Source organism: Lacticaseibacillus salsurae, from assembly GCF_045862175.1.
GTDB classification, from domain to species: domain Bacteria; phylum Bacillota; class Bacilli; order Lactobacillales; family Lactobacillaceae; genus Lacticaseibacillus; species Lacticaseibacillus salsurae.
In genome coordinates this window covers 1-13,020 of the sequence record NZ_BAAFZI010000021.1, presented here as the reverse complement: position 1 = coordinate 13,020, position 13,020 = coordinate 1, and the positions used below count along the sequence as shown (strand labels likewise).

General features: G+C 49.3%; 10 protein-coding genes. All 10 read left to right on the top strand.

Annotated elements, in window-relative coordinates; genetic code table 11:
• Positions 1 to 233 precede the first annotated feature (233 nt).
• Complete coding sequence (gene glgB / locus ACKTSG_RS07770) at positions 234 to 2,117, top strand: 1,4-alpha-glucan branching protein GlgB (RefSeq protein ID WP_407893570.1); 1,884 nt, start codon at positions 234 to 236, stop codon at positions 2,115 to 2,117.
• Entirely contained in the window at positions 2,107 to 3,249 is a 1,143-nt protein-coding gene (locus ACKTSG_RS07765; protein WP_407893568.1) for a glucose-1-phosphate adenylyltransferase, read from the top strand. The genes glgB and ACKTSG_RS07765 overlap by 11 nt, the downstream gene beginning before the upstream one ends.
• Complete coding sequence (gene glgD, locus ACKTSG_RS07760) at positions 3,246 to 4,415, top strand: glucose-1-phosphate adenylyltransferase subunit GlgD (protein ID WP_407893566.1); 1,170 nt, start codon at positions 3,246 to 3,248, stop codon at positions 4,413 to 4,415. The genes ACKTSG_RS07765 and glgD overlap by 4 nt, the downstream gene beginning before the upstream one ends.
• Positions 4,408 to 5,847, top strand: a complete 1,440-nt coding sequence (glgA, locus tag ACKTSG_RS07755; RefSeq protein ID WP_407893564.1) for a glycogen synthase GlgA — start codon at positions 4,408 to 4,410, stop codon at positions 5,845 to 5,847. The genes glgD and glgA overlap by 8 nt, the downstream gene beginning before the upstream one ends.
• 98 nt (positions 5,848 to 5,945) lie before the next feature.
• On the top strand, positions 5,946 to 8,348 hold the full coding sequence (locus ACKTSG_RS07750) for a glycogen/starch/alpha-glucan phosphorylase (RefSeq protein ID WP_407893562.1): 2,403 nt from the start codon (positions 5,946 to 5,948) through the stop codon (positions 8,346 to 8,348).
• Complete coding sequence (locus ACKTSG_RS07745) at positions 8,349 to 10,124, top strand: alpha-amylase family glycosyl hydrolase (protein WP_407893560.1); 1,776 nt, start codon at positions 8,349 to 8,351, stop codon at positions 10,122 to 10,124.
• Between the two features lie 25 nt (positions 10,125 to 10,149).
• Positions 10,150 to 10,407: a hypothetical protein gene (locus tag ACKTSG_RS07740; protein WP_407893558.1), complete on the top strand. Its 258-nt coding sequence runs from the start codon at positions 10,150 to 10,152 to the stop codon at positions 10,405 to 10,407.
• 81 nt (positions 10,408 to 10,488) lie between these two features.
• Complete coding sequence (locus ACKTSG_RS07735) at positions 10,489 to 10,938, top strand: MarR family winged helix-turn-helix transcriptional regulator (protein WP_407893556.1); 450 nt, start codon at positions 10,489 to 10,491, stop codon at positions 10,936 to 10,938.
• A gap of 19 nt (positions 10,939 to 10,957) precedes the next feature.
• A complete protein-coding gene (locus ACKTSG_RS07730) occupies positions 10,958 to 11,482 on the top strand; it encodes a GNAT family N-acetyltransferase (protein ID WP_407893554.1) in 525 nt (174 codons plus the stop codon).
• Positions 11,483 to 11,562: 80 nt separating this feature from the next.
• A complete protein-coding gene (gene tig / locus ACKTSG_RS07725; protein ID WP_407893552.1) occupies positions 11,563 to 12,846 on the top strand; it encodes a trigger factor in 1,284 nt (427 codons plus the stop codon).
• Positions 12,847 to 13,020: the final 174 nt, after the last annotated feature.

The following is a 13,020-nucleotide window of genomic DNA, read 5'->3' as shown; positions in this document are numbered from 1 at the left end:
TTAATTATCGGTTAATGGCACTCGACAAGTCGTGGAATTCAGGCTGGTAATGTAAGCGCTTAAACATTTGCCATTAATGTTTAAATTAATCTCTAAAAGCCGACTAAATCGCCGGTTGAATCAAGGGGTTGGGTGATAAATTTTGGGAAAAAATATCATAATCTTTAGTGGCGAGAACTCTGACAAATCGTGCTATACTTAGCGTGTAAGCGGCATCAAAGGAGGCGACGTCGATGGATGAAACACTGTCACCATGGCTGTATTTGTTTGGACGTGGTGAAGATTATCAAAGTTATCGACGCTTTGGCGCGCATCTTGTGAGCCCAGGCGTTTGGCAGTTTCTGGTATGGGCCCCACATGCAGCTGGGGTCGCAGTGGTCGGAGACTTTTCGGATTGGGCGCCAGTGGCACTGACCCCGATCGGCGAAACTGGCTGTTGGCTAGGGCAACATGAAGGGACCACAGGGCAACTTTATAAGTTTCATATCACCACCCAGTCTGGTTCAGTGATCGAAAAAATCGATCCTTACGCCTTTGCCTTTGAAAAAAAGCCTGGGACTGCGGCGAAGTTGTGTGATCTGCCCCAACATGATTGGCAAGATGCCAAGTGGCTTGCTGAACAAAAGCGCCAGCCGATCTACTCGCGACCGTTAAATATTTACGAAATGCATTTAGGCTCGTTTCAACGTCATGAAGATGGCAGTTATTTGACGTATCAAGAATTGACCAAGTTGGTGATCCCTTATGTCAAGCAAATGGGCTATACCCATATCGAATTGATGCCGTTGATGGAACATTTGCTTGATGCGTCTTGGGGGTATCAGCTGATGGGCTACTTTGCGGCGACTAGTCGCTTTGGTTCACCGCAAGATTTCTTAGGGTTTGTTGATGCCGCACACCAGGCTGGTTTAGGGGTGATCATGGATTGGGTGCCAGGGCATTTCATTCGCAATACCGATACCTTGGCCCAATTTGACGGCACCCCGACGTTTGAATATCAAGATCCCCATCGCGCTGACAATGTGCGCTGGGGCACTTGGAATTTCGATTTGGGCAAAACGCAAGTCCAAAGTTTTTTGATCTCCAGTGCCATGTATTGGCTAAGTCAATGTCATTTAGATGGTTTGCGCGTGGATGCCGTGTCCAATATGTTGTACATGGACTATGACGCTGGCAAAGAAAATGACCGTAATGTCAATGGCGGCCGCGACAATCTTGAAGGCCAAGCTTTTTTGAAAAAACTCAACACCGCGGTATTTGCCGCGCACCCAGAAGCGTTGATGATCGCTGAAGAATCTTCTGCGTTTCCCAAAGTGTCTGCGCCGATCGACATGGGCGGCTTAGGGTTCAATTACAAATGGAACATGGGGTGGATGAATGACACCTTGACCTATTTTGAAATGGATCCTTACGAAAGACAAGCTCACTTGAATCTATTGACGTTTTCTTGGGTCTATACCTACGACGAACAATTTATTTTGCCATTCTCCCATGATGAAGTGGTGCATGGCAAAAAGTCGCTGATGCATAAAATGCCAGGAGATCGCTACAATCAGTTCGCCAACTTGCGGGTGATGTTGGTGTGGCTGATGACGCACCCAGGCAAAAAGCTGCTGTTTATGGGCGGCGAATGGGGGCAGTTTTTGGAATGGCGCGATTACAGTGCCTTAGAATGGGTGGATTTAGATGACCCCATGAATGCCGCCATGCAAAATTTCACCAAAACCTTGAACAAGCTTTACAAAAAGCGCCCCAGCTTGTGGGTCAATGACCATGATCCCAGTGGTATGCAAGTGACCAAAGGCGACGGGCCCCAGCAGCTTTGCTATATCCGCAAAGGCAACACGACAGATGATTTCACCTTGGTGGTATTGAATTTAGTCCCCCAAGAAATTCAAAATTATCCCATCGCGGTGCCTGCATCAGGCGATTATGATGTGGTGTTAAATACAGAAAGTTATCATTTCGGCGGGACTTGGCGCCGCTTGCAGCGCACGTTGCATACCACCGGCGAGCCTTTAGATGGCCAACCCGATCGCGTGGTCGTGGTACTGCCGGCGATGAGCGCGTTATTGATCGCCCCAAAAAAGATCAGGAGGGAAACACATGAGCACTGAAATGTTAGGGATGATCCTAGCTGGCGGGCAAGGCACGCGGCTAGGCAAGTTGACCAAAAACACCGCCAAGCCTTCGGTTCCTTTTGGCGGCAGGTATCGCATCATCGATTTCACCTTGAGTAATTTGTCCAACTCTGGTGTCAACACAGTTGGCGTGATCACCCAATATCAACCACTAGAACTCAATCGCCATGTGCAAAATGGGGCCAGCTGGGGCTTGAATGAACGTGGCGCCGGCGTCACGATCTTACAGCCTTATGCCAGTTCTGAAGGCGAGAAGTTCTTTGAAGGCACGGCGCATGCCATTTATCAAAATATGGCCTACATCGATTCGTACAACCCCCAGTATGTGTTGATCTTATCAGGCGATCACATCTACAAAATGGATTATGAGCGGATGCTGGCGTTTCATAAAGCCAAAAAAGCCAGCTTGACCGTGGCGGTGATGCCAGTGTCTCTAGAAGAAGCCACCCGCTTTGGGATCATGAATACTGATGACACCGATCGCATCATTGCCTTTGAAGAAAAACCCGAAAAGCCTAAATCCGATCTGGCTTCCATGGGGATCTACATTTTCGATTGGGCACCGTTAAAGAAATATCTCACCGATTCTTATGCCACAGATGGCAAAATGGAAGACTTCGGCAAAGATGTGATCCCCGCTTACTTGGCGCACAACGAGCCGACCTTTGCTTATGCGTTTCATGGGTATTGGAAAGATGTGGGCACGATCCAATCGCTGTGGGAAGCCAACATGGAATTCTTATCGCCGAATAATCCGCTGAACATCACCAACCGCAACTGGCGCATTTATTCCCAAACCGAAGCGCTACCGCCGATGTTTTTCACCAAGTCAGCCAAAGTGCAACGCTCCATGGTCACTGATGGCTCGTATGTGGCCGGCACGGTTGAGCACAGTATCTTAAGTCAAAATGTTAAAGTTGGCGAAGGCTCAACGATCACCGACTCCATGATCATGCCCAATGCCGTGATCGGCAAAAACGTGGTGATCGATCATGCCATTATTGGCGAAGATGCGGTGGTTGGCGATAACGGTGAAGTGATCGGCAAACCAGACGATATTGCAGTGATCGGCTATGGTGAAGTAGTCGGCAGAAAGGAGAAAGCATGAGACAAGGAGAAATGGCTGCCGTCATCGACTTAAACGAAGACGTGCACAAATTGTTACCATTAACACAACATCGGCCGATCGGGACCTTGCCTTTTGCTGGGCGGTATCGCTTGATCGATTTTCCGCTGTCGGCGATCACTGCGGCTGATATTCACTCAGTGGGCTTGTTCATGCCTGAATCTGAACGCTCAGTACAAGACCACATTCGCTCAGGGGCAGCTTGGAATTTGGATCTGATCCAAGGCGGGGTGTTCTTATTCCCATATGTTGCCACGCGCGATTATCAAAATGATGAGTTGCGGGCGCGTTATTATGAGAACTACACCCAATTCCTGCGCGGTTCTGGGTCCAAATATACCGTGGTGATGGGCGCCAAAAACGTGGCGAATGTGAATTTGAATGCGATCTTGAATTATCACAAAGCCAGCGACAACCGCATCACCACCGTTTATAAAAAACTACCGTTAGATCAGATCCGGCCAACAGATTGGACCTTGAGTTTGTCTGAACAAGGCACTGCCAGTGCGATCGTTCAAGGCAAAGAACGCCATGATGATCAAGGCCAAGCCGAGATCCCAAGTTTCATGGATATTTATTTGTTAGCGACCAGTGATTTGATCGATCTGTTAGATGACGCCGCGCAAAGTCATGTCTTCCGGCGCTTACCAGAATTGTTGCGGGATTACGTCTTGGCCAACAATGCCAATGCCTTTGAATACACTGGATATTTGGCGCGGATCGATTCACTGCAACGGTATTACGACGCCAATTTACAAATGCTTGATGATGTGAATTTCCAATCGTTGCTGTTATCTAGTGTGCCGATTTTGACCAAGAGCAAAAATGAAGTGCCAAGCTTTTTTGCCAAAGACGCCACAGTGTTGAATTCGCTGTTAGGCACTGGCACTTATATCGAAGGCACTGTCCGCGATTCGGTGGTCTTTCGTAACGTCGTGATCCATCATGATGCGTTAGTCGATCACGCGGTGGTGATGCAAGGTTCAAAGATCTCCACTGGCTCGACAGTCAAATATGCGATTTTGGATAAAGGCGTGGTCATCGGGCCGAATTTGACGATCGTGGGCAAGCCTGACAAACCGATCGTGTTGCGCAAAAATCAAACCGTGTTCCGCGAAAGTGAAGTGGAGGGGTCAGCCAATGCTTAAAGTGTTGTTTGCTGCCGCAGAAGGGGTGCCTTTCTACAAAACCGGCGGCTTAGGGGATGTGGCTTATGCCTTGCCGCAAGCATTGCGTCAAGCAGGGGTGGATATTCGTGTGGTTTTGCCCATGTATTCCAAGCTGTTTCCCGATCGCTACCGCGAGCAATTGCGGCCTTTGGCGCGGTTTTCGCTGCAATTTGGCTCTCAAGAAAAATATGTTGGCGTGTTGACGTTAAAACTGCATGGCGTCACGTATTATTTTATTGATAATGAAGAGTTCTTCGGCCGCGACGTGTTGTATGGGGAATGGGATGATGGCGGACGCTTCGGGTTTTTCCAAATGGCGATCATTGAAATGCTGCAAGTGATCGACTTCATTCCTGATGTCTTACATGTCAACGATTGGCATACCGCCTTTATTCCAGTGCTGTTAGCGGATAAATATCAGTGGATCCAAACGCTTGCTGGGATCAAGACCCAGCTGACGATTCACAATTTGCAGTTTCAAGGGTGGTTCCCACAGTCGATTTTATCAGACGTGTTCGGCATCGGCCGTCAGTTTGCTAATGACGACGGCTTTATTCAAGACGGGTCGGTAAATTATCTCAAAGGTGGGATCAACTTCGCTAACTTAGTCACCACAGTCAGTCCTAGTTACGCTGGTGAGATCCAAACGCCAGCTTTTGGCGAACACCTTGATGGCACCTTGCGCAAGCAAAATTGGAAGTTGCGCGGGATCTTGAATGGCATCGATACCAAGTTGTATGATCCGCAAACTGACAGTCATTTGTACGCCAATTACTCTGCTGAAGACCTGTCTGGCAAAGTCCAAGACAAATTAGCGTTGCAACAAGAATTTGGCTTGCCGCAAACTGACGTGCCGTTGTTTGGGGTGGTGTCGCGTTTGACGCGACAAAAAGGCATGGATCTGTTAGTCGACGCACTCAACCAGATCTTACCTGGCACGGAAATGCAGATCGTGATCTTAGGCACTGGCGATCAGGATCTTGAGCGGCATTTTGAAGACTTACATGCCCGCTATGCTGGCAAAGTTGCCACCAAGATCGGCTTTGACGTGGCCTTGGCTCAGCGCATTTATGGCGGGGTAGATTTCTTCGTGATGCCGAGTGCTTTTGAACCCAGCGGCTTGGCACAAATGATGGCGATGCGCTATGGCGCTTTGCCAGTCGTGCATGAAACTGGCGGCTTGCGAGATTCAGTGGTGGCCTATGACGCGACCACTGGCGCTGGTGATGGGTTTAGTTTCTGGGAATACAATACCGACGTGTTGGCGCAAACTTTGACCCGCGCCGCTGATGTGTATACCAACGCGCCAGAAGCGTTTGCCCACTTGCAACAAACTGCCATGGCCAAAGACTTTGATTGGGTCCATGCGGCACAAGATTATTTGCAAGGGTATCAGAATTTGTTGAACTAAGGCCTGCACGCAAGAACATGCGCATCACAAGTGTCATGGTGGTGATGCAATTAAAAGGTGGCGCCAGTCGCCATCTTTTTTTGAAGGGAGCTTAATTTATGGGATTAACAAAAAAACGCTTCATTGCTGATTTTCAAGCAGAAGCCTTACATTTATTTGCCGACTCGCTGGAAAATCTGTCACCAATGCAGCAATATCAAGTGCTGGCGTTTTGGGTGAAAGGCTATTACGCCAAAAACTGGGCGCGTACCAAGGCAGACTATGATCACCACCAGCAAAAGCAGGTTTATTATTTTTCCATTGAGTTTCTCCCTGGGCGTTTGTTGGCATCAAATTTATTGAATTTAGGGATCAAAGACACTGTGGAAGCCGGCTTGACGCAACTGGGGATCGACAGTTCCGCCCTTTATGCCCAAGAAGGCGACCCTGGGTTAGGCAACGGGGGCTTGGGCCGCTTGGCGTCGGCGTTTTTAGATAGTATGGCCGCAGATGGGATGGCCGGCAACGGCAATGGGATCCGCTATGAATATGGGTTGTTCACCCAGCGATTTGTCGATGGGTATCAAGTGGAGTTACCAGATGACTGGCTGCGCGATCCTTATGCTTGGGAAACGCGTAAAGAAAATCGCGCCGTGATCGTGCGCTTTGGCGGCTCTGTGTATTTGACGCCAGCTGATGGCGGCGGATTAGAGCCGGTATATCAAAATACGGATGACGTGCTGGCAGTGCCTTATGATATCGCCATGGTCGGCTACCGCAACCAAGTGGTGAATACCATGCGCTTGTGGAGTGCCGAACCAGTGCCTGGGCACACCCATAGTTTGGATGAAAAAGCCCGCATCAATGCGATCACGCAGATCTTGTATCCTGACGATTCAGATACTGCTGGGCGCGAATTGCGCTTGCGCCAAGAATATTTCTTCACCTCAGCGGGGATCCAAAGCATCATTACGCATTTTCGGCGGTTTCATCATGACTTGCATTTGCTGCCAAACTTTGTCGCCATTCATATCAACGATACCCATCCGGCGATGGCTGTGTTGGAATTGATGCGGGTGTTGTTAGATGATGGTGGGTTGAGTTGGGAAGACGCTTGGAAAGTCACGGTGCAAACATTAAGTTACACCAATCACACCTTAATGGCTGAAGCGTTAGAAACTTGGCCACAAGACATGTTTGCGCGCTTGATGCCGCGCTTGGATCAAATTGCCCAAGAAGTTGATCGGCGCTTTCGTGAAACTTATACGCCGCGTTTTGGCGCTGAGTTGATCCAGCGCTGTGCGCCGATCGCTGATGGCTATTTGCGCATGGCATACTTAGCCGTGATCGGCAGCCACGCAGTCAACGGCGTGGCCAAGATCCACAGTGAGTTGTTGAAATCCAGTGTGTTAAAAGACTTGTATACGATCTTTCCTGAACGCTTCAACAACAAAACCAATGGCATCACGCCAAGACGCTGGGTCCAAATCGCCAATCCGGAATTGTCTGCGCTGATCGACTCGGCTATTGATACCAAGTGGCGCAATGATCCTAGCTTGTTGTTGCCACTAGCAGCGCATTTAAATGATGAGAAATTCTTACAAGCTTTGCACACCGTTAAAAAAGCCAATAAAGAAAAATTAGCCGCGATCATTTTCAATCAATTAGGCATCAAAGTGTCGACTGACGCGATTTTTGATGTGCAGATCAAACGGCTGCATGCCTACAAGCGGCAGCTGCTACATGTGTTTGGCATTTTGGAAGCATACTTAGCGATCAAAAAGGGTGAAAACCGCCCTAGCCGCGTGCATGTTTTTGGTGCCAAAGCCGCGCCAAGTTATCGCTACGCCAAATCGGTGATCCGCTTGATCAATGCGGTGGCTGATTTGGTGAACAACGATCCAGATTGCCAAGGCAAATTGGCGGTGGCCTTTTTGCCAAACTACGGCGTGTCTTTAGGGGAGCGGATCATTCCCGCTGCCGATATTTCCGAACAGATCTCCATGGCCGGCACGGAAGCGTCTGGGACCTCGAATATGAAGCTGATGGCTAATGGCGCCTTGACCTTGGCCACGCTAGATGGAGCCAATATTGAGATCAAAGACGCGGCTGGTGAAGATGCCATGGCGATGTTTGGCTTGACGACGCCTGAAGTGGCGCAACTTAAAGCCAGCGGACAGTTTTCTGCGCGGGCCGTTTATGAAGCGGACCCGGTGTTGCACCGGATCGTGGATATGCTCACTGACGGCACCATCCCTAACATCGTCACTGAAGGCCGCGAGATCCAAGATGAATTACTGGTTTATAACGATACCTACTTGGTGTTGGCAGATTTTCATAGTTATATTGAAGCCTCGCACAAGCTCGATCGTTTGTGGCAAGACCCGATGGCTTGGGCGCAAGCAGCGTTGAAAAATATCGCGGCTTCTGGACAATTTTCCGCAGATTACACCGTGGCCCGCTATGGTCGCGAGATCTGGGATGTGCTGCCATCGACGCCTGTGGGACATGGAGGCGATTAAATGCATTATGACTCCTTTGTCGATCGCACGCCCACGGGTGCCTTGTTGAAACAAACTCCAGTGACGTTTAAGCTGACTGCCCCAGAAGCGAAAGTGGCAACTTTGTTGGTGTCACAAGCTGATGGCGACATGCAAGCGGTGGTGATGCAGCCACTGGGACAACAGTGGCTGGCGACCATCACGCCGGATACCCAAGGGTTATGGTATTACGCTTTTCGGGTGGAAACCAACACCGGCCAAGTGACTTACGGCACTGTGGCCGGCGGCTTTGGTGGCAGCGGGCAAGTGTATCGCGATCCTGACGCGGCGCCTTGGTATCAACTGACCGTCGTCGATCGGTTTGAAACCGTGCCGGATTGGTACAAAAATGCGCAGATCTATCATATCTTTGTCGATCGCTTTAATAACGGGAATCCAGATGGTCAAATCAACCATCCCAAACCCAACAGCTTTTTATATGGGCAGTTGTCTGATGACCCGTATTATGTCAAAGATGCCACTGGCGAAGTGGTGAGGTGGGATTTTTATGGCGGGAATTTAGCTGGGATCACCGCTAAGCTCGATTGGCTCAAACACTTGGGTTTTGATGCGTTGTATCTCAGTCCGATTTTTGAAGCGGCGTCTAATCATCGCTATGACACGGCAGATTATTATCGCATCGATCCGATGTTAGGGACTTTGGCAGATTTCAAAGCGCTGGTGTCTGGGTTGCATCGGCGCGGAATGCATTTGATCTTAGATGGGGTGTTCAATCATGTTGGCCGCGATTCGCGCTATTTCAATGCGTTAGGCCATTATCAAGATGTTGGCGCGGCGCAAGATCCGGCGAGTCCTTATGCACCATGGTTTACGTTCAAGCATTGGCCAGATGACTATGAAGCTTGGTGGGGCGTCAAAGATCTGCCTGCCATCAAAAAAGAATCTGCAGCGTTTCACGAGTTCATTGCCGGTGGCGTCGATTCGGTGATCGGCTATTGGACCAAACTCGGCGTTGACGGGTGGCGCTTAGATGTCGTCGACGAGCTGGCAGATGATTTCTTGCGCCAGATCCGCGCATTGCTGGATCAATTTCCTGATCGGGTATTGATCGGGGAAGTCTGGGAAGACGCCTCGCATAAAATCGCGTATGCCAAACGTCGACCGTATTTGCAAGGTCACGAACTCCAAGGCGCCATGAATTATCCGCAACGCCAATTGATGTTGGATTATGTCAATGGTGTGATCACCCCAGGAAATTTTGCTCGGCAGATCGAAACCCTGAAAGAAAACTATCCGCCTGAGGTATTTGCGTATAACTTCACCAGCATTTCCACCCATGATACCAAGCGGGTGTTGACCGCACTAGGTGAAGATCGGCAAAAATTGGCGCAACTGCTCACGCTATGGGCGAGTTTGCCAGGCAATTTGGTGCAGTTTTATGGGGATGAAGCCGGGTTGTTTGGCGGCGTTGATCCGCAAAACCGCAAATATTACCCTTGGGATCGGATCGATCAAGCGCTTTTTTCAACCTATCAAAAGGCTTGGCAACAGCGTCGCGACCCGCTGTTTGCAGGCCGTGCTGGATTTTCGGTGATGTTTGATGGCGAAGGACTCGGGATCGTGCGCTATCTCAATGACCAAGCGATCTTAGTGGGATTCAATGCCACTGACCGCCAGATCCAATTAGACCCTAAAGTTGGTGACACGCATTTGGTGCCAAGTCAGTGGGCGAGTGTGATCCAACCGCTGAGCATCGCGCCACACAGCACCGCGATCCAGCCATTGACGCAACCGTGATCAAACACACAAGGAGGAAGGCACGATGCTGATAGTGGTCGGGATTGGGACCATTGTGATCGGGCTGGCAATGATCGTGGCTCAAAAACGATCTCCGCGGCAAAAAGCAACGATTGATCTCCTGACCTATTTAGCGGCAGTGGTACTTTGGGGCTGGGTGATGGCCCTAGGCGTACAAGCTCACAATTGGCTGCTGGTGGTCATCGCGATCGTGGTGGTGCTGATGTCTTTGTGGCACAGCGCTGCCAGTGTCATCAAATTGGTGACGATGAGAAAGTCCTGAACTAGGGCTTTTTCTTTTGGTCAAGAACATGTTGCAATTGCAACACGTCGCTCGTATACTTTTTGTATTGGAGGTGAGGAGATGGATGCGTTACGTCAAATCGGCGTGATCGCCCGGGCTTTGGACAGTATTTCAAATATTGAATTTCGCGAGGTAGACTTGACGCGAGGGCAATATTTGTATTTGGTGCGGATCGTGGAAACCCCAGGCATCATCCAAGCCCAATTAGGCGACCAGCTGAAAGTCGATCGCGCAACGGTGGCGCGCAGTGTCGCCAAGTTGTGTCGGCAAGGGTTGGTGGAAAAACATCCTGATCCTCATAATGCCAAGCGTCAACGTTTATACGCCACGGCTGCCGGCCAAAAGGCATATGACCCGATCCGCCGCGAAAATGCCTACTCGCTGGCCATGGCCACCAAACACCTGACTACTGAGCAAATCGCCACGTTGACACAACTGCTGGCAACAATGGTTGAAAATGTCGACCATGATTGGCAGTTCGTTAAAAACGGTGGCAAGCGCCAATATTAAAAAGAAGGAAGCAATGATCATGTCAACCATTCAAATCGTTCCTGTCAAAGATCCTGATATTCCCACACTGGTACATATCGCGCGCGTCACTTTCGCAGATACGTTTAATGCCAACACTGCGCCAGACGATATGGCAGAATTTCTCAACACGGCGTATTCACCAGCGCAACTGACTAAAGAATTGCACACCCCAGGCACCACGTTTTGGTTTGTGACTGTTGATGGCACGCCGGCAGGGTATTTGAAACTCAACATCGATCACGCCTTGACGCCTGATGTGAAAGCCGACAATGCTTTGGAGTTAGAGCGGATCTATATTTTGCCCGATCACAAACGCCAAGGCTTAGGCAGTCAATTATTTGACCATGCGGTGCACATGGCGAAAGAATTTCACAAGCCGATCATTGCCTTAGGCGTGTGGGAGCACAATGAACCGGCCAAAGCCTTCTATGCCAAGCGCGGATTTCACAAAGTTGGGGTCCATGCATTTGTCGTTGGCAACGATCCGCAACGCGATTGGTTGATGGAAGCCGCGGTAGATTAGCATTTTTCGTTTACAAACCGCTTGATATTGGGTATCATGGTTAAGTATGTAATACGAAATGACTATGTCGGAGGTACAGCATGGCTGCAAAATGGGAAAAGCAAGGCGCCAATGATGGCGTGTTGACTTTTGAAATCGAACAAGAACAAATCAAATTAGGGTTGGACAAAGCGTTCAACCGCGTTAAAAAGAGCCTGAACGTTCCTGGGTTCCGTAAAGGCCACGTGTCTCGCACAGTGTTTGACCGCATGTACGGTGAAGCTGCTTTATACGAAGATGCGCTGAACATTCTTTTACCAGATGCTTATGAAGCAGCGGTAGACGAAGCGGCTATCGAACCAGTTGACCAACCAAAAATTGATGTCGACAAAATGGACGAAGGCGAACCTTGGGTCATCAAAGCAACTGTTACCGTGAAGCCAGAAGTTAAGCTTGGCGATTACAAAGGCTTAGATGTCGACAAGCAAGACCGCGAAGTTTCCGAAGCTGACGTTGAAGAAGAATTACAAAAGCGTCGCGAAGGCCAAGCTGAATTGGTCCTTAAAGAAGACGCCGCTGCAGAAAATGGCGACACGGTTACCATCGATTATGCTGGTACGGTTGACGGTGTGGCTTTTGATGGCGGTTCTGCCAAGAACTATTCGTTGGAACTTGGCTCAAACTCCTTCATCCCAGGTTTTGAAGACCAATTAGTTGGTCACAAAGCTGGCGAAGATGTGACGGTCAACGTCACCTTCCCAGAAGATTACCAAGCAGAAGACCTCAAAGGCAAAGATGCCGTTTTCGAAACGACCATCCACGAAGTCAAAACCAAGCAATTGCCTGATTTAGACGACGATTTTGCCAAGGACTTAGACGAAGACGTTGATACCTTAGACGAATTGAAGTCCAAGATCAAAGACGAACTCGTTGCAAAAAAAGCTGAAGCCGCTGACAACGCCAAGGAAGAACAAGCTATTGCCAAGGCCGTTGAAAATGCTGAAATCGCTGAAGTCCCACAAGCCATGATCGACTCTGAAGTACACAACCAAATGGATCAATTCCTTGGCAACATGCAACGCCAAGGCATCAACCCAGACATGTACTATCAATTGACTGGCACCAAAGAAGAAGACTTGAAGAAGCAATTCGCCGCTGACGCTGAAACCCGTGTCAAGACGAACTTGGTCCTTGAAGCCGTCGTTGCTGCTGAAAAGATCGTGCCTTCTGAAGACGAAATCGCCGCAGAAGTCAAAGACCTTGCCGGCGAATACAACATGGAAGAAGACGCCGTTCGTCGTGCGCTTTCTGATGACATGTTGAAGCATGATATTGGAGTGAAGAAAGCGATCCGCGTGATCACTGAATCTGCCAAGGAAGCTTAATTCGTTTCATCAAACACCCACTAGCTTTGGCTGGTGGGTGTTTTTTTGGGTCTGTGTCAACTGGTGTTGAAGAATAAATATATCATTCGGGAAGATCTCCATGATAGGAGGTCTTTTTGTTATTTTTAGGCGGTCTGTTGGTAGATGCGATTGAAGAAGTTGGTTTGGTTACTG

Coding starts and splice junctions, on each gene's coding strand:
- ACKTSG_RS07735 (WP_407893556.1), top strand. CDS start 10,489: ATGGATGCGTTACGTCAAATCGGCGTGATCGCCCGGGCTTTGGACAGT.
- glgB (WP_407893570.1), top strand. CDS start 234: ATGGATGAAACACTGTCACCATGGCTGTATTTGTTTGGACGTGGTGAA.
- ACKTSG_RS07730 (WP_407893554.1), top strand. CDS start 10,958: ATGTCAACCATTCAAATCGTTCCTGTCAAAGATCCTGATATTCCCACA.
- ACKTSG_RS07745 (WP_407893560.1), top strand. CDS start 8,349: ATGCATTATGACTCCTTTGTCGATCGCACGCCCACGGGTGCCTTGTTG.
- ACKTSG_RS07750 (WP_407893562.1), top strand. CDS start 5,946: ATGGGATTAACAAAAAAACGCTTCATTGCTGATTTTCAAGCAGAAGCC.
- tig (WP_407893552.1), top strand. CDS start 11,563: ATGGCTGCAAAATGGGAAAAGCAAGGCGCCAATGATGGCGTGTTGACT.
- glgA (WP_407893564.1), top strand. CDS start 4,408: ATGCTTAAAGTGTTGTTTGCTGCCGCAGAAGGGGTGCCTTTCTACAAA.
- ACKTSG_RS07765 (WP_407893568.1), top strand. CDS start 2,107: ATGAGCACTGAAATGTTAGGGATGATCCTAGCTGGCGGGCAAGGCACG.
- glgD (WP_407893566.1), top strand. CDS start 3,246: ATGAGACAAGGAGAAATGGCTGCCGTCATCGACTTAAACGAAGACGTG.
- ACKTSG_RS07740 (WP_407893558.1), top strand. CDS start 10,150: ATGCTGATAGTGGTCGGGATTGGGACCATTGTGATCGGGCTGGCAATG.